This is a genomic window from Actinoplanes sp. NPDC049681, assembly GCF_044465265.1.
Taxonomy (GTDB): Bacteria; Actinomycetota; Actinomycetes; order Mycobacteriales; family Micromonosporaceae; genus Actinoplanes.
Genome location: NZ_JBITLP010000006.1, coordinates 19,548 through 34,738, shown reverse-complemented (window position 1 = coordinate 34,738; position 15,191 = coordinate 19,548). Strand labels below are relative to the sequence as shown.

Genomic DNA, 15,191 nt, shown 5'->3' with positions numbered 1-15,191 from the left:
AGTCTTCCCATGGCAGCTTCCAGGACGCCCGCCGAGGAGATCGAGGTCGCGGGTCATACCGTGCGGCTGAGCAGCCCGGACAAGGTCTGCTTCCCCGGCCCCGGCTACACCAAGCGGGACGTCTTCGAGTATTACCTCGCGGTCGGCGACGGCATCATGCGGGCCCTGCGCAACCGGCCGACCACACTGCAGCGCTTCCCCGACGGCATCGAGGGGGAGGCCTTCTATCAGAAGCGCATCTCCACCCGCGGTGTCCCGTCGTGGGTGCAGACCGCGACGATCAGCTTCCCCAGCGGCCGTACGGCCGAGGAGCTCTGCCCCGCCGACCTCGCCCACGTGGCCTGGGCCGCGCAGATGGGCACGATCGTCTTCCACCCGTGGCCGGTCCGCGGCGACGCCCCCGACAACCCCGACGAGCTGCGTATCGACTTCGACCCGCAGCCGGGGCTCGCCTTCGGTGACGTGGTGGCGGCGGCCGGGGTGGCCCACGAGGTGCTCGACGAGCTCGGCTGGGCGGCGTACCCGAAGACCTCCGGCGGCCGGGGCGTGCACGTCTACGTCCGCATCCAGCCGAAGTGGTCGTTCGTCCAGGTACGCCGGGCGGCGATCGCCCTCGCCCGGGAGATCGAGCGGCGCAGCCCCGACCGCATCACCACCTCCTGGTGGAAGGAGCAGCGCGGCGACAAGGTGTTCATCGACTACAACCAGATGGCCCGGGACCGGACGATCGCCTGCGCGTACTCGCTGCGGGCCAACGCCCGGGCGACCGTCTCCACCCCGGTCACCTGGGCCGAGCTGACCGACGTCGAGCCGGACGACTTCGACCTGCGGACGGTCCCGGCGCGGATCGCCGAGGTCGGTGACGCGCACGTGGGCATCGACGACGTGGCCCACGACATCACGCCGCTGCTGGAGTGGTCGGAACGCGACGAGAAGGCGGGCTCCGGGGATCTGCCGTATCCGCCTGACCATCCCAAGATGCCGGGCGAGCCGAAGCGGGTGCAGCCCTCGAAGGACCGGGACCTGAAAAGCACATAGTCGTGCAACGTGCGTACCGGCTCCGGTTCGACTGGGGACTCTCCGGCGCCCAGGCGGTCGGGCAGGACGCCGACGTGGTGGTCGTCGTGGACGTGTTGTCGTTCACGACCACGCTCAGCGTCGCCGTGGAGGCCGGCGCGGAGGTGCTGCCGTACCGATGGAACGACGCGACCGCCGCGCGCCGTGCCGCCGAGCGGAAGGCGGTCCTCGCGGTGGGCCGCTCGGAGGCCCGGCCCGGAGACATCAGCCTGTCGCCGGCGACCATCCGCGCGAACCCTGTGCCCCGCATCCTGCTGCCCTCGCCGAACGGGTCCACTATCTCCCTGCTGCTCGGCGAGCGGGGGGCGACGGTCGTGGGCGCGGCCTTGCGCAACTTCTCCGCGGTCGCGCAGTGGATCCTGCGTGCGCCGGGAGCGACCGTGGCGGTCGTCGCCGCCGGAGAGCAATGGGGCGACGGCAGCCTGCGAGCGGCGGTCGAGGACCTGTGGGGCGCGGGCGCCGTCATCCACGCCCTGTGGACCGCCGGACTGCGTGACGTCTCGCCCGAGGCGGAAGCCGCGGCGGCCGCCTTCACGGCGGTGGCGAACGAGCTGCCGCCCCGGCTCCGAGCGTGCGCGAGCGGCAGGGAACTCATCGAGAAGGGCTTCCCGGAGGACGTCGAGATCGCCGCCGAGATCGACCGCTGCCCGAGCGTGCCCGTCCTCTCGGGCGACGTGTTCCTCGTCAGAGAGCGATCTTGAAGCCTTGGTGACTGGCCTCGAAGCCGAGCGACGCATAGAAGCGGTGCGCGTCCGTGCGGCGCTTGTCCGTCGTCAGCTGGGCCAGGCGGCAGCCGCGCGCCCGGGCGCGGTCGAGGGACCACGCCATCAGCTGCCGGCCCAGGCCGCGGCCGCGCTGGTCGCGGCGGATGCGGACGGCCTCGATCGTCATGCGTTCGGTGCCGCGGCGGCTCAGCGACGGGGTGAAGGTCAGCTGGCAGGTGCCCACGACCTCGCCGCCGGCATCGGCGACGATCAGCTCGTTGCGGGGGTCCGCGTCGATGGCCTCGAACGCCGACCAGTACGCGGCGTCCACCGACTCGGGCGTCGGTGCCGTCTCCCGGGAGCGGGAGATCTCGTCGTCGGCGAGCAGTTCCAGGATCGCGGGGACGTCGGCACGGGTCGCGGTACGGAAGTTCAAGTCGGCCACGTGGTCATCGTGACACGCCCGTCGGGCTGAGCCTCGGCGTGGCGGGTCCGGGGCACGATGTCGCCATGCGGTTACTGCTCCTGCCGTTGCGGCAGATCTACCGGGGGCTGGTCTGGCTGGCCAACTCGCCGCGGGCGCTGCTCCTGTCGTACCTGCTGCTGATCCTCGTCTGCTCGGTGCTCTTCGACTTCTTCGAGCAGGATGTGTCGTTCGGCGAGGCGCTGTGGTGGGCCGTGGTGACCGCATCCACCGTCGGGTACGGCGACATCTCCCCGGAGACGTGGGAGGGCCGGCTGATGGCGGCCCTGCTCATGTCGGTGATGGTGCTGATCGTCGTTCCGCTGATCACCGCGCACTTCGCCAGCAAGCTCATCGTCGACCAGGACGCCTTCAAACACGACGAGCAGGAGGAGCTGAAGAACAACCTGCGGCAGGTCCGCCGGCTCCTCGAGGAGCTGGCGGAGCGCGAGGGCGTCAACGTGCCGGACAGCGCAGCCCCTTCTGCGGCACCGTCAGATTGATCAGGTACTGGTCCACCGCGCTGACGATGCAGGTGGTGCTCGGGTAGGCGGTGTGGCCCTCGCCCTCCCAGGTGAGCACCTGCCCGGTGCCGAGCATGCCGGCCAGCTCGGCGGTGTTCTCGTACGGCGTCGCGGGGTCGCCGGTCGTGCCCACCACCACGATCGGCGGGGCGCCCGTCGCCGGTCCGGCCGGGTACGGATCCCTCTTCCCGGGCCAGAACGCGCACGGCAGCATGCCCATCGCCAGCGTCGGACCGAACAGCGGGTACTTGGCCCGCCACTCGCCCTGCAGCTGGCGGATCCGTTCGGCGGTCGGGGTCTGGCCGGAGTCGGCGCAGTTCACGGCCAGGTTGGCGTCGAAGAGGTTGGAGTAGCTGCCGTCCTTCTTGCGGTCCGCGTACTGGTCCGCCAGGTCGAAGATGCCTTCCGCGTCGCCCGCCTGCAGCTTGTCGACGGCCTTGGCGAGCTGCTGCCACCCGGTCTCGGTGTAGAGCGACGAGATGACGCCGAGCATGATCCATCCGGCGGTGGCGTCACGTCCGTCGTCGCCCCGGACCGGGGAGGCGTCGGCCTTGGCGAGCGCGTCGGTCACCGCCTTGCGGGCGTCCGGGGCGATCGGGCACTTCGCCGGGGTGGCTTTGCACCAGTTCGCGAAGTTGGTGAAGGCCCGTTCGAAGCCCTTGGCCTGCGACTCCGAGCCGGCGACGAAGTCCTGCTTCGGGTCGATCGCGCCGTCGAGCACCAGGGCCCGGATCTTGTCGGGAAAGAGCTGCGCGTACGTGGCGCCGAGCAGCGTGCCGTACGAGAAGCCGAGGTACGTCGTCTTCGTGTCCCCGACCGCGGCGCGCAGCGCGTCCATGTCCTTCGCCGCCTGCTCGGTGCTGAAGGTGCCGAGCCGGTCGCCGTACTTCTGGCCGCAGCCCTCGGCGACCCGCTTGCTCAGCTCGGCCACCTCCTGGAACTCGGCGTCGGAGCGCGGATCCGGCTGCGCGGCGAACGTCGCGTCCTGGTCGGCGTCGCTGATGCACTTGACCGGGCTGGACCGGCCGATGCCGCGCGGGTCGAAGCCGACGAGGTCGAACTTGTCGGTGACCTCGGTGGGCAGGCCGCCCAGCGCCTGGCCGAACGAGAGGTAGACGGCGAAGTCGATGCCGGAGGCGCCGGGACCGCCCGGGTTGACGAGCAGCGAGCCGATCCGGTCCTTCTGGGTATTCGAGCGGATGCGGATCATCGCCACGTCGTAGGTCTCACCGCTCTGCGGCGCGTTCCAGTCGCGCGGCATGGCGACGGAGGCGCAGTCGTACGTCATGTTCCGCGCCCCGCGGCCGACCAGCTCCTGCGGCACCTCGGGACATGGGGTCCACTGCGCCAGCGTGCCGGGGACCGCGGGCGGGGCCTTGCCCGCGTGGTTCGTCGTCGGCGCGGCGCCGTCGGAATCCTCGGGGGCGAAGACCGGCAGTGTGCAGCCCGCGGTCGCGACGACCGCGGCGGCCAGGGCGGCCAGGACCAGACGAGGGGTACGCGGCACGATGCGCGGCCTTTCTCACAGCGGCGGTTTCCCGCACGAGGCTACGCGCTGCCCCCGGCGTATTCGTTCAGCGGCTCGTCAGCACGTCCGCCAGGTTGAATCGCACCGGGCGCTCGAGCTGCTCGTACGTGCACGAGCGCGGCTCCCGGTCGGGCCGCCACCGCTCGAACTGGGCGGTGTGCCGGAACCGGATCCCCTCCATGTAGTCGTAGCGCACCTCGACCACCCGTTCCGGGCGCAGCGGCACGAACGACAGGTCCTTGCCGTTGTTCCAGCGGCTCACCTCGTTCTTGCGGGGCGTACGCTCACCCGACTCGTGCGCCGCCCAGTTCCACGGGTGGCCGTCGAACGTGGTGACCAGGTGCTGCAGCTCCTGGAACAGTTCCTCGCGGACGGCCATCGGGAACGAGCCGATGACGCCGACCGACACCAGCACGTCCCGCTCGTCGTACAGGCCGAGAAGCAGGGAACCGATCCGGTTGTCGCCGGACTTGTGCAGCCGGTATCCGGCGACGACGCAGTCCGCCGTACGCTTGTGCTTGATCTTGGTCATGACCCGTTTGTCCGGCTCGTAGCCGAGGTCCTTGCCCTTGGCGATGAGCCCGTCGAGCCCGGCGCCCTCGAACTCGGCGAACCAGCGCCGCGCGGTCTCCAGGTCGTCGGTGGCCGGGGTGACGTAGATCGGCGGTTTCGCCGCGGCCAGGCATTCCTCGAGCCGGGCGCGCCGCTCCGCGAACGGCCGCGTGGACAGGTCCTCGTCGCCGAGCGCCAGCAGGTCGAAGGCGACGAAGCCGGCCGGCGTCTGCTCGGAGAGCAGCTTCACCCGGCTCGCCGCGGGGTGGATGCGCTGCTGCAGGGCCTCGAAGTCGAGGGTGTTGCGGGCGGTGTCGGCGACGATGATCTCGCCGTCGATCACGGACCGCTCCGGGAAGGTGGCCAGGACCGCCTCGACCACCTCGGGGAAGTATCGGGTCATCGGCTTCTCGTTGCGGCTGCCGATCTCGACCTCGTCGCCGTCCCGGAAGATGATCGAGCGGAAGCCGTCCCACTTGGGTTCGTAGAGCTGCCCCGGCGGGATCTCGGCGACCGGCTTCGCGAGCATCGGCTTCACGGGCGGGTTGATCGGCAGGTCCATGCCGTCAGTCTCCCCGCTCGCGGCGGAAAAGAAAGCATCACGGGCTGATAGCCGGCTCCGGCGCGGGGTATCGCTGTGCCATGAGCTCTCGGGTGGTCGTCCTGACCGGTGCGTCGAGCGGTATCGGCAGGGCCGCCGCGCTGGCCTTCGCGGCCCGCGGTGACAAGCTCGTCCTTGCCGCGCGCGGCCTTGCCGACCTGGAGAAGGTGGCCGTGGACTGCGACGGCGACGCGCTCGTCATGCCGGTCGACGTGACCGTCCGTACCGAGGTCGACGAGCTGGCCCAGGCGGCGGTCGAGCGCTTCGGGCGCATCGACGTCTGGGCCGACACGGCGGCGGTCATGGCGTACGGCCGCTTCGAGGATCTGCCGCCGCACGTCTTCGACCGGGTGATCACCACGGACCTGCTCGGGCCGGCCAACGTGGCGCGGGCCGCGCTGCGCGTGTTCCGGGCCCAGGGGCACGGGACGCTCATCCTGTGCAGCTCGCTCGTCGGGCACATCACGGCGCCGAACATGGCGGCGTACTCGACGGCCAAGTGGGGTCTGCGCGCACTGGCCCGGACGCTGCGGCAGGAGACCCGCGACGTCCCCGACATCCACGTGTGCCAGCTCGTGCCGGGCAGCGTGGACACGCCCATCTACACCAGCGCGGCGAACTACGCCGGGTTCGTCGGCCGTCCGCCGCCCCCGGTCGACAGCGCCGAGCGGATGGGCGCGGCCGTGGTGCGGCTCGCCGACCGGCCGCGGCGGGAGCTGTCCGTCGGAGCGACGAACCGCTTCATCGAGTTCGGCTTCACCGCCCTGCCGCCGGTCTACGACGCCCTGGTCGGGCCGCTGATGGGCCGGCTCGGCCTGTCCCGGTCGCAGCCGGCCCCGCCCGACGACGGCAACGTCTTCGCCAGCCGGCCGCGCACCGAGGGTGGACCCGGGCGGCTCGGCCGGTTCGCGGTGGGCGCCGCGGCCGCGGGCGCGATCGCTCTGAGCGCCGCCGCCGCGCTGGCCCTGCGGCGCGGCATGCGGCGGCACTGAGGTCTTCACTCGTCCCCTGGGGCAGGGTGCAGACTCCCTGCCATGAACGCGCACGACCTCCGCGGCCTGACCATCGGCGAGTTCGGCCGGCGGGCCGGCCTCTCCATCAAGGCGCTGCGTCTCTACGACGTCTCCGGCCTGCTGCCGCCCACCGAGGTGGATCCGGTCAGCGGATATCGACGGTACGCCGTGAGCCAGCTCGACCGGGCCCGGCGCATCAGCCTGCTCCGCCAGCTCGACATGCCCCTGGCCGTGGTGGCCGAGGTGCTGTCCGGCACCGACGAGGAGGCCGTCGCCCGCCTCGACCGCTGGTGGGCCGGGCAGGAGCAGGACATGCAGGCCCGGCGCAGCAGCATGGTGTGGTTCCGCGCCCACCTGCTCGCCGCCGGCCGGCCCGAGCCCGGGTACGAGGTCCGCCACCGCGCGGTGCCCGCCACCAAGGTCGCCGCGATCCGCTACGAGACGGACCAGCGCGGCCTGCTCGACGCGATCCGCCGGGGCGAGTGGGAACTGCGCGGCATCCTGGACGCGTGCGGCGCGCGGCAGACCGCCGAGCACTGGGTGATCTACCACGGGTTCGTCACGCCGGACAACGAGGCGCCGATCGAGGTGTGCGTGCCGTTCGCCGGCCCCGCCGAGCCGGTCGGCGAGATGGTCATCCGGGTCGAGCCGGCGCACACCGAGGCGTACGCGACGGTGATCCGGGACGACTGCTACTACCCGCGGATCATGCAGGCGTACGCGGCGCTCGAGGCCCACGTCGCCGCCGGCCCGCTGCTCACCACCGCTCCCGCCCGCGAGGTCTACATCGCCCGGTGGGACGACATCTCCGGCACGGACCCCTTCGTCCACGTCGCCCAACCGATCGAGGAGCCCTAGATGGACTACACCCGCCAGAGCGCGTACTCGGACCCGCGGGAGTTCGCCGGCCTGCTCGCCGAGCTGCCCGCCGACGTGCCGGCGCTCGGTGCCGCCGTCCGGAACCTGGTCGTGCACTACCGCGGTTCCGGCATCGACTTCGCCCCGGACCGGCTCGAGGAGATCGAGAGCCGCTGGGTGGACCGCATGATCGCCCACGATCAGCGGCGCTTCCCCGGATCGCTGCTCACCCCGGAGCGCGCGCCGGAGGACCGCATCGTCGGCTGTTGCCGCGACTACACCTTGCTGACCGTGGCGGCGCTGCGGTCGCACGGTGTCCCGGCGCGCAGCCGGGTGGGGTTCGCCGCGTACCTGGACGCGGACTTCCACTTCGATCACGTGATCACCGAGTGGTGGGACGGCTCCCGCTGGCGGGCCGCGGACACCCAGCTGGACCCGGAGTGGGGAATGCCGGTGGACACGCTCGACGTGCCGCTGTCAGCCGGCGGGCTGGAGCCGGCATCGCAGGTGTGGACCGCGTTCCGGCGCGGGGAGCTGGACCCCACCGGCTACGGCGTTCACCCCGCGAGCCCGATCCGCGGCGGCTGGTTCATCCGCAACTACGTTCTGAACGAGACCGCCCACCGCTACGGCGACGAGCTGCTGCTGTGGGACGGCTTCGGCGTCATGTCGCAGGAGCTCGACGGCGACCTCGGCCTGATCGACGAGGTGGCGGCCCTGCTCATCGCCGCCGACGCCGGTGACGACGCCGCCGAGCGCAAGCTGGCCGCCTGGTACGCCGCCGACGACCGCCTGCACCCCGCCACGACGATCGAGAGCTTCTCGCCGCGCGGACCGGTGACGAAGGTGGATCTGGCCGCCCGCTGCTAGTGCACGAGCAGGGCGACGAGCCGGTCGAGCTCGGCGTCGGGGTCGTCGGCGAGTCCCATGTGCACCGGCCCGGCGCGCAGGATGGTGCTGCGGGGGGCCACCATCCAGCGGAAACGCTCGCCCTGCTTCATCTCGCGGGCCGCGCCCCCGTCCGCGCCGCCCGCGCAGGTGATCTCCCACGACTTGAGCGCGGCCCGGATGTCGTCCAGGTCCGCGTTCGGGTCCAGGGCGAGCAGGCGCTGCTCGTGCAGGTGCGTACGGGCGCGGAGGAAGTCGAGCCGCTGGCAGTAGAGCACCACCCCGACGTTGATGAGCTCGCCGCGCTCGACCCGGGGAACGGCCTGGATGACCGCGTACTCGTAGGCGACCCTGCTCATGCCGGCACCCAGGCTTCCGGCCGCGCCGCGCGGGCGAGCAGATGGTCCCGGTACGCCGCGCGGGCCTCGTCCGCGGTCTCGAAGTCGAACTCGGCCAGCCACTCGTCGGGCACGAGGGCCAGCACCTCGTCGAGCAGCTCGCCGGTGAGCTGCGGCACGAGCTCGGCCGCCGCGGCGGCGAGGCCGGTCGCGTACGGCTTCAGCACGTGGTCGTCCCACTTGTACGGGCGGTGCACCACCGCTTCGGCCCGCGGCCAGTTGTGGTGGAAGTACAGGGTCGCGCCGTGGTCGATGAGCCACAGGTCGCCGTGCCAGACGAGCAGGTTGGGGTTGCGCCAGCTGCGGTCCACGTTCTCCACGTACGCGTCGAAGACCAGCACTCGCGAGGCCAGGTCCGCCTCGACCGGGTGGGCGACCGGGTCGTAACCCAGCGCTCCCGGCAGGTAGTCCATCCCGAGGTTCGCGCCGGCGCTGGCCTTGATCAGCTCCTGCACCTCCTCGTCGGGCTCGGCCCGGGCGACGACCGGGTCGAGCCCCACGACGACGAGCTCCGGCACGGGCAGCCCCAGGCGCCGGGCCAGCTCGCCGGAGACGACCTCGGCGACCAGCGCCTTGGGGCCTTGACCCGCGCCGCGGAACTTCACCACGTACGTGCCGAGGTTGTGCGCCTCGACGATGCCGGGCAGCGAGCCGCCCTCCCGGAGGGGGGTGACGTATCGGACGGCGGTGACCTCGGGCAGCACGCGCCTACTTTAGGGGGTGTCGGGACCTCGCCGGCGCAGGTCCTCGACCCGGGTCATGGCATTGCGCAGCTCGGTGAGCCACTCGTCGGTGTGCTCGCCGACCAGACGGACGCACCAGGCGAGTGCCTCGGAGCGGCTGCGGGCCACGCCGGCGTCGACGAGCGTGTCGAGCACCTGCCGCTCGGGCTGGCGCAGGCGGGTCATCACCGGCGCCGACAGATGGGTGAACAGTTCGTTGGTGTCGCCACAGCGCACGCCCCAGCTCACCTTGCGCTGGTAGCGGTGCTCGACCTGGCGGGCGACCTTGATCCGGTCGTCGCGGGTGTCTTCTCGGAACTGATGGATCCGACCGGCCTCGGCGGCCGTGCGGTCGGCGTCGGTGGCGTCGGCGCCCAGCTCGGGCGCGGGGACGCGGCCCCAGATGATGATCTCGTCGCGGTCGATCACGACGTGGGGCGGCTCGGCGAACCATCCGTCGGGTGCGGCGCCGGTGATCCAGGCGGCGGCGTCGTCCGCGGGTGGCGGCTCTGTCCGGTTTCCGGACGATGGACGATAGCGCATGATTATATGCTTACACCGTTGCAGGTGTTGCGCCAAGGTCAGAGCACAAAGGCATCGGTCCAGAGCTGGCGGGTACGGCCGGACAGCGCCTCCATCAGGGCCACGGCCTGGCTGTCCGTGAGCGCCGCCACGAAGTCGATCACCGCGCGGCCCCGGGCCCGCGTCAGCGCGTCCGGCGTGCCCTCGGCCAGCTCGAGCTCCGCCAGCTCGACCAGGTCCCGCAGCCGGCGCGGGAGCCGCTCGGCCTCGTCCGGGTCGGCGAGCCATCCCAGCAGCGCCTCCACCAACGAGCTCAGCAGCCTGGCCTGGCCGCGCTGGTGCAGCGCCAGATCCGGGCGGGCCAGCACGAACCGGTTCTGCACGAACTTGAGGACCTGCACCTCGTGCCACTGCGCCGGGGCCAGCAGCACGTGCCCCGAGCGGACGGCGGGCGTCTCGGTCACCTCGATGGACTCGACCAGCCGCCGGGTCCACGCCGCCGAGAACGCGGCCACCTGCGCCTCGGCCTCGAGCGAACCGTCGAAGGGAACGCTGAGCAGGCCGTCGACCAGCTCGGCACGGACCAGTTCGACCGCCGCGTCGAAGGCGTCGTCGTCGGCCACCCAGCCGTCCTTGCGGTGCAACTGCCGGCGCAGCGCCTCGATCGAGCTGCCCGGGCGGCGCGCGACCAGATCGGCGTCCGGCACGTCGCTGAAGTCCGTACGCTGCCACGCCATCAGCTCGGCCGCCACCGCGCCCTGCTGCAGGACGCCGACGCGGTGCACGTCCTCCAGGTCGTGGATCGCGTACGCGATGTCGTCGGCCGTGTCCATGACCGAGGCCTCCGGCGTCTGCTGCCAGTCGGCGACCCGCCCGGCGAAGGGCTGGCGCGCCTGGAGCATGTCCTCGACCTCGGTCGAATATGCGCCGAACTTGAGCGAACCACCGTCCGGGTCGTCCGGGGGAGTGGCGGCACCCCGTGGCGGCGGGTCCAGGAACCGGGGGTGCGGCGACGGATGACTGCGCCGGGTCCACGGGTACTTCAGGATCGCGGCCCGGGTGGCCGCCGTCAGGTTGAGGCCGATCGTCGCCTGGCCGCGGATCTCCGTGCTCGTCACGATCCGGTACGACTGCGCGTTGCCCTCGAAGCCGTCCCGCAGCCCCAGCCGCTGCCGGGCCAGGTTGTCGAGCACGCGCTCGCCGAGGTGCCCGAACGGCGGGTGGCCGAGGTCGTGCGCCAGCGCCGCCGCCTCCACCACGTCCGGGTCGCAGCCGCCGAGCTTCTCGAGCGTGTCGGCGTACCCGCGCAGCAGCCGTTCGGCGATGGCCCGGCCGACCGAGGCGACCTTGAGGCTGTGGGTCAGCCGGTTGTGCACCAGCAGGCCGCCCCCGCCGGGACTGATCACCTGGGTGACGCCGGCCAGCCGGGCGAAGAACGGCGAGCTGACGATCCGGTCCCGGTCCACGCGGAACGGGCTGGTCGCCAGGTCGCCGGGGGCGACGAGGCCGTCGCCGAAAAGGCGCCGGGCGCGGAGATCCTCCATGGCCCGACGCTATTACATCGGCTACGGGGATCCGTCAGCGCGCCTGCAGGGCGTCGAGGGCCACGGACATGGCCGCGACCAGGCGGCGGTCGAGCTGCGGGTCGTGGATCGTCACCACGTACCGGTCGCGCAGGCCCCACTTCTTGACCACCGAGAACGCCGGGCGGTCGCCCAGCACGAACTCGAAGTGGTACGGCAGCCAGGACAGCGAGTCGACGAACCGGCGCAGGATCGCGACGAGCATGTTCGACTCCCGGCCGATCATCTCGCCGTGGCCGGGCTGCTCCAGGTGCCACGTCGAGCGCAGCAGCGATTCCTTCCAGTTCTTACGGAACAGGCCGATGGGGGTGCCCGCGGCGTCCGTCACGTCGTACGTGGCGCCGAGATCGATGACCTGACGCGCCCTGAAGCCGAGAACCGGGACGGACTTGGTGTCGTCGGTGTAGAGCGTCACCTGCTCCTTGAACGCCATCCGCTTCTGCTGGGCGAAGGCGAGGATGCCCGCTTCCGACCCGTCCGGGCCGACCGCGTGGATCTCGTACTGATTGACCATGAGACGCACGCGCTGCCGCACGATGAGCTGCTGCTGGGCCTGAAGAGTGTCGACTGTCACGGCGGCAGTGTGACACAGGACCACATCCTGAGGAGATCCACAGCACACGGTGGCGGCGGACGGCCACAGCCGGTCAGACTTGGCAGTCGGGACGGAATCGACACGGAGGAACTGCGCATGGCGAAGCCGACAAGAAGAGCAGCCTGGGTCGCCCTCGCGCTGGGCGCGGCGGCGGTGTGGGCGGCACGGGACATCCCGCTGCAGATGGGCTCTCGCAAGATCGGCAGCCGCGCCGAGGGTGAGCGCGGGGCCCGCTACGCCCGCTCGCCGCAGTTCTCCGACGGCAAGTTCCGCAACACGGTGCCCGCCAGCGAGGTGGCGGTCGCGTCCATGCCGCGCCTGCTCGCCGCAGCCCTGACCGGGCGCGAGCACCGCTATCCCGCCGGCCCCATCCCGGTGGTCACCCCGGAGACCGGCGGTGACGGGCTCTACGTGACCTGGTACGGGCACTCCTCCGCACTGATCGAGATCGAGGGCCGGAAGATCCTCGTCGACCCGGTCTGGAGCGACCGCTGTTCCCCCTCGCGCCTGCAGGGACCCAAGCGCCTGCACGAGCCGCCGGTGCCGCTGCGCTCGCTGCCGCCGATCGACGCGGTGCTGATCTCCCACGACCACTACGACCACCTCGACATGGAGACGATCCGCAACCTGGTCGACCTGCAGGCCGCGCCGTTCCTGGTGCCGCTGGGCATCGGGGCGCACCTCGAGCGCTGGGGCGTACCGGCCACCCGGATCGTCGAGCTGGACTGGGACGAGCGCACCACGGTGGCGGGCATCGAGTTCGTCGCCACGGCCGCGCGGCACTTCTCCGGGCGGGGCCTGTCCCGCGACGAGACGCTGTGGGCCTCCTGGGTGATCGCCGGGCCGAACCGCAAGGCGTTCTACTCCGGCGACACCGGCTACTTCCCCGGCTTCGCCGGGATCGGGGAGGAACACGGGCCGTTCGACGTGACGCTGGTGCAGATCGGGGCGTACGGCGACGCGTGGCCGGACATCCACATGGTGCCCGAGGACGGGGTGGCGACCCACGTCGACGTCCGGGGCGGCCTGATGATCCCGGTGCACTGGGCCACCTTCAACCTCGCGCTGCACGACTGGGCGGAGCCGGCCGACCGGGCCTGGCGCGAGGCCAAGGCCCGGGACGTGCGGCTGGCGGTGCCCCGTCCGGGCGAGCGGGTCGACGTGGACAACCCGCCGCCCGTCGACGGTTGGTGGCAGCAGCTCTGATCGCCCCTCGAGGGACGGTCGCTCAGTGCGCGGCGTCGTATGCCGCGGTGACGAAGGTGGCCACCATGAAGAGGGCGCCCAGGAGCAGTGGCCGGGTGTGGCTCCAGGCAGTCTTCCGCTTGGCGGGGAGGTCGCGCTTCGCTGCGCGCACATCCCGCCAGGCCGCGTGGGCCCGCCCGACCCGGTAGCCGATCACGATCACGGTGGTGGCGGTCATCACCGTGGCAACGCTCGCTGCGTGGTACGTCACACGAACCCCCTGGAGCCGTAGCGGTGTCGGACGGACCCAGTGTGAGGGCGTCGACCCGCCCGTTTCCAGCGGATTGAGAGCGCTAAAACCCCATAAACAGCGATTCAGGGTACGGACGGCAGTGTCAGCTATCCGATTGTTGCCGTGGCACGCAGACCTTGACAGCGGCCGGCGCGACCTCGATCCGGATCTTCTTCACCGCATCGCGCGCGCCGCCGTCCAGCTCGTACGTCAGCGGCTTGCGCAGCTTCACGTCGATGCGCCGGGCCCGGGTCATGTGCACGAACGGCGAGTCCTCCGACCGGCCCACCGCCATCCGCCCCATCGTCCGCGCCCACTGCGCGGCCCCCCGCGCCGTGGCGACCCCGACGTCCAGCCACCCGTCGTCGGGCTTGGCGTCGTCGAACGCCGTGATCCCGCCGGTGATCGTGCCGACGTTACCCACGAGCACGCACGTCGCGTCGTCCTTGAACCAGTCGGTGCCGTCCACCTTGATCTTCGCCTCGGGTGCGGCGTCGTCGAGGTGGCGCAACCCGGTCCAGACGTACGACAGCTTTCCCAGCCGGTCCTTCAGCTTCCCGTCGGCGTCCTGGATCATCGCCCCGTCGAAGCCGATCCCCGCCATGACGGCGAAATGCTCCCCGTTGAGCACCCCGAGGTCGAGCCGGTGCCGCCGCCCGTGGAAGGCGATCTGCACGGCCCTCTCGAGGTCGTGGGGGACGCCGAGGTTGGTGGCGAGCAGGTTCGCGGTTCCGGCGGGAATGATCCCGACCGGCACCTTCGCCCCGCCCTCGGCCCCCGCGACGGTGTCGAGGGTCCGCTGCACCATCCCGTCACCGCCCCACACGATCAGCAGATCGGGCTTCTCCTTCAGGGCGCGCCGGACCTGCTTGGGGGCCTTCTTGCTCTTCGGCACCTCGTACCAGAGCAGATCCTGCACGCCCTCGTCCGAGATCCGCCGGCGCAGCTCGTCGAGCCCGCCGTCGAGCGTCTTGCGCTGATGGGCGACCACAGCGACTTTCCGGGGAGTCCGCATGCCGCAGCCGATACCCCAACCGCCGAATTACTACGCATGCCCCGCCGGCGACCGCGCTAGCAGGGCAGCGGCGCCGGGGGCGGCCTCAGGAGACCGACTCGCGCATGCGCTGTTCGGCGGCGGCGCTGCGGATCACCATCAGCCGGAGCTCGAGCTCGTCCGACACCATGGAGGCGAGGTGCTCCAGCGCCTTCAGCTGGCGGGCGGTCGCCTCCCGCGGCCGGTTGTCGATCACGTTGACCGTGCCGAGGCGGTAGCCGTCGTGGGTGCGGATGGGGGCGGCCGCGTAGAAGCGGAGTCCCAGCTCGCCGCGGACCAGGGGATGTTCGAGGGTGCGCGGGTCGACCGCCGCGTTGTTGATCACGTAAACGTCGTCCTGGGCGATGACCGAGGCGCACAGGCCCGGCTCCTTGCCGACCTCGCGGACGCCGGTGAGCCCCTGACAGGCGGCGAGCCAGACCCGGTCCTGCTCCACCAGCGAGACCGTGGCGATCGGGGTGTCGAAGATCGCGCCCGCGACGAAGGCGATGCGGTCGTACGCGTCCTCGGCCGGCTGATCCACCAGGCGGTAGCGGCGTACGGCGTCGAGGCGGCGCTGTTCGTCGGGGCTGACGTTGTCCAGGTATTCATAGGCGCCGCCCGACACCGGGCTACTGTTCGTCACGGGAATC

Annotated in this window: 18 protein-coding genes; 7 read left to right on the top strand and 11 right to left on the bottom strand. The window is 71.6% G+C overall.

The window, feature by feature from the left end; all coding sequences use genetic code 11:
* The first annotated feature begins 9 nt into the window (after positions 1–9).
* Positions 10–1,038: a non-homologous end-joining DNA ligase gene (gene ligD / locus ACIBO8_RS21910; protein ID WP_396117146.1), complete on the top strand. Its 1,029-nt coding sequence runs from the start codon at positions 10–12 to the stop codon at positions 1,036–1,038.
* A 2-nt stretch (positions 1,039–1,040) separates the two neighbouring features.
* Positions 1,041–1,778, top strand: coding sequence for a 2-phosphosulfolactate phosphatase (locus ACIBO8_RS21905; protein ID WP_396117145.1), 738 nt, complete (start codon positions 1,041–1,043; stop codon positions 1,776–1,778).
* On the opposite strand, the gene ACIBO8_RS21900 is transcribed toward ACIBO8_RS21905, so the two are convergent.
* A complete protein-coding gene (locus ACIBO8_RS21900) occupies positions 1,762–2,226 on the bottom strand; it encodes a GNAT family N-acetyltransferase (protein WP_396117144.1) in 465 nt (154 codons plus the stop codon). The genes ACIBO8_RS21905 and ACIBO8_RS21900 overlap by 17 nt on opposite strands.
* 65 nt (positions 2,227–2,291) lie before the next feature.
* Here ACIBO8_RS21900 and ACIBO8_RS21895 point away from each other — a divergent pair, with 65 nt between their 5' ends.
* On the top strand, positions 2,292–2,747 hold the full coding sequence (locus tag ACIBO8_RS21895; RefSeq protein WP_396117143.1) for a potassium channel family protein: 456 nt from the start codon (positions 2,292–2,294) through the stop codon (positions 2,745–2,747).
* Here the strand turns inward: ACIBO8_RS21895 and ACIBO8_RS21890 are convergent.
* Both ACIBO8_RS21890 and ACIBO8_RS21885 read right to left on the bottom strand, forming a co-directional pair.
* Positions 2,701–4,275, bottom strand: a complete 1,575-nt coding sequence (locus ACIBO8_RS21890; RefSeq protein ID WP_396117142.1) for an alpha/beta hydrolase — start codon at positions 4,273–4,275, stop codon at positions 2,701–2,703. The two genes, ACIBO8_RS21895 and ACIBO8_RS21890, sit on opposite strands and share 47 nt — an antisense overlap.
* 67 nt (positions 4,276–4,342) lie before the next feature.
* On the bottom strand, positions 4,343–5,410 hold the full coding sequence (locus ACIBO8_RS21885) for an ATP-dependent DNA ligase (protein ID WP_396117141.1): 1,068 nt from the start codon (positions 5,408–5,410) through the stop codon (positions 4,343–4,345).
* Positions 5,411–5,490: 80 nt separating this feature from the next.
* On the opposite strand from ACIBO8_RS21885, the gene ACIBO8_RS21880 reads away from it, so the two are divergent.
* The 3 genes from ACIBO8_RS21880 to ACIBO8_RS21870 are packed head-to-tail and all read left to right on the top strand — an operon-like array spanning position 5,491 to position 8,190.
* Entirely contained in the window at positions 5,491–6,441 is a 951-nt protein-coding gene (locus ACIBO8_RS21880) for an SDR family NAD(P)-dependent oxidoreductase (RefSeq protein WP_396117140.1), read from the top strand.
* 42 nt (positions 6,442–6,483) lie between these two features.
* Positions 6,484–7,320 carry a MerR family transcriptional regulator gene (locus tag ACIBO8_RS21875; protein ID WP_396117139.1) on the top strand — a complete coding sequence of 279 codons (837 nt, stop codon included), beginning with the start codon at positions 6,484–6,486 and terminating at the stop codon, positions 7,318–7,320.
* Complete coding sequence (locus tag ACIBO8_RS21870; RefSeq protein WP_396117138.1) at positions 7,321–8,190, top strand: transglutaminase domain-containing protein; 870 nt, start codon at positions 7,321–7,323, stop codon at positions 8,188–8,190.
* On the opposite strand, the gene ACIBO8_RS21865 is transcribed toward ACIBO8_RS21870, so the two are convergent.
* The 5 genes from ACIBO8_RS21865 to ACIBO8_RS21845 are packed head-to-tail and all read right to left on the bottom strand — an operon-like array spanning position 8,187 to position 12,007.
* Positions 8,187–8,567, bottom strand: a complete 381-nt coding sequence (locus ACIBO8_RS21865; RefSeq protein ID WP_396117137.1) for a DUF3037 domain-containing protein — start codon at positions 8,565–8,567, stop codon at positions 8,187–8,189. The two genes, ACIBO8_RS21870 and ACIBO8_RS21865, sit on opposite strands and share 4 nt — an antisense overlap.
* Positions 8,564–9,310, bottom strand: a complete 747-nt coding sequence (locus tag ACIBO8_RS21860) for a HipA family kinase (RefSeq protein ID WP_396117136.1) — start codon at positions 9,308–9,310, stop codon at positions 8,564–8,566. Before ACIBO8_RS21860 ends, ACIBO8_RS21865 begins: the two co-directional genes overlap by 4 nt.
* 9 nt (positions 9,311–9,319) lie before the next feature.
* On the bottom strand, positions 9,320–9,871 hold the full coding sequence (locus ACIBO8_RS21855; RefSeq protein ID WP_396117135.1) for a hypothetical protein: 552 nt from the start codon (positions 9,869–9,871) through the stop codon (positions 9,320–9,322).
* 38 nt (positions 9,872–9,909) lie between these two features.
* On the bottom strand, positions 9,910–11,394 hold the full coding sequence (locus tag ACIBO8_RS21850; protein WP_396117134.1) for a deoxyguanosinetriphosphate triphosphohydrolase family protein: 1,485 nt from the start codon (positions 11,392–11,394) through the stop codon (positions 9,910–9,912).
* A 34-nt stretch (positions 11,395–11,428) separates the two neighbouring features.
* Positions 11,429–12,007, bottom strand: a complete 579-nt coding sequence (locus tag ACIBO8_RS21845; RefSeq protein WP_396117133.1) for a hypothetical protein — start codon at positions 12,005–12,007, stop codon at positions 11,429–11,431.
* A gap of 117 nt (positions 12,008–12,124) precedes the next feature.
* Between ACIBO8_RS21845 and ACIBO8_RS21840 the strand changes: the two genes are divergently transcribed.
* Positions 12,125–13,234, top strand: a complete 1,110-nt coding sequence (locus ACIBO8_RS21840; RefSeq protein WP_396117132.1) for an MBL fold metallo-hydrolase — start codon at positions 12,125–12,127, stop codon at positions 13,232–13,234.
* A gap of 22 nt (positions 13,235–13,256) precedes the next feature.
* On the opposite strand, the gene ACIBO8_RS21835 is transcribed toward ACIBO8_RS21840, so the two are convergent.
* From ACIBO8_RS21835 to ACIBO8_RS21825, 3 genes are all read right to left on the bottom strand, one after another.
* Positions 13,257–13,484 (bottom strand): hypothetical protein, encoded by a 228-nt coding sequence (locus tag ACIBO8_RS21835; protein WP_396117131.1) that lies wholly within the window; start codon positions 13,482–13,484, stop codon positions 13,257–13,259.
* 124 nt (positions 13,485–13,608) lie between these two features.
* Positions 13,609–14,520, bottom strand: a complete 912-nt coding sequence (locus tag ACIBO8_RS21830) for a diacylglycerol/lipid kinase family protein (protein ID WP_396117130.1) — start codon at positions 14,518–14,520, stop codon at positions 13,609–13,611.
* A gap of 85 nt (positions 14,521–14,605) precedes the next feature.
* Positions 14,606–15,184 (bottom strand): GAF domain-containing protein, encoded by a 579-nt coding sequence (locus ACIBO8_RS21825; RefSeq protein ID WP_396117129.1) that lies wholly within the window; start codon positions 15,182–15,184, stop codon positions 14,606–14,608.
* Positions 15,185–15,191: the final 7 nt, after the last annotated feature.

What these genes read in the sequence shown, in the direction of transcription:
- ligD (WP_396117146.1), top strand. Translation starts at nt 10, where the DNA reads ATGGCAGCTTCCAGGACGCCCGCCGAGGAGATCGAGGTCGCGGGTCAT.
- ACIBO8_RS21895 (WP_396117143.1), top strand. Translation starts at nt 2,292, where the DNA reads ATGCGGTTACTGCTCCTGCCGTTGCGGCAGATCTACCGGGGGCTGGTC.
- ACIBO8_RS21885 (WP_396117141.1), bottom strand. Translation starts at nt 5,410, where the DNA reads ATGGACCTGCCGATCAACCCGCCCGTGAAGCCGATGCTCGCGAAGCCG.
- ACIBO8_RS21880 (WP_396117140.1), top strand. Translation starts at nt 5,491, where the DNA reads ATGAGCTCTCGGGTGGTCGTCCTGACCGGTGCGTCGAGCGGTATCGGC.
- ACIBO8_RS21875 (WP_396117139.1), top strand. Translation starts at nt 6,484, where the DNA reads ATGAACGCGCACGACCTCCGCGGCCTGACCATCGGCGAGTTCGGCCGG.
- ACIBO8_RS21870 (WP_396117138.1), top strand. Translation starts at nt 7,321, where the DNA reads ATGGACTACACCCGCCAGAGCGCGTACTCGGACCCGCGGGAGTTCGCC.
- ACIBO8_RS21865 (WP_396117137.1), bottom strand. Translation starts at nt 8,567, where the DNA reads ATGAGCAGGGTCGCCTACGAGTACGCGGTCATCCAGGCCGTTCCCCGG.
- ACIBO8_RS21855 (WP_396117135.1), bottom strand. Translation starts at nt 9,871, where the DNA reads ATGCGCTATCGTCCATCGTCCGGAAACCGGACAGAGCCGCCACCCGCG.
- ACIBO8_RS21850 (WP_396117134.1), bottom strand. Translation starts at nt 11,394, where the DNA reads ATGGAGGATCTCCGCGCCCGGCGCCTTTTCGGCGACGGCCTCGTCGCC.
- ACIBO8_RS21840 (WP_396117132.1), top strand. Translation starts at nt 12,125, where the DNA reads ATGGCGAAGCCGACAAGAAGAGCAGCCTGGGTCGCCCTCGCGCTGGGC.
- ACIBO8_RS21830 (WP_396117130.1), bottom strand. Translation starts at nt 14,520, where the DNA reads ATGCGGACTCCCCGGAAAGTCGCTGTGGTCGCCCATCAGCGCAAGACG.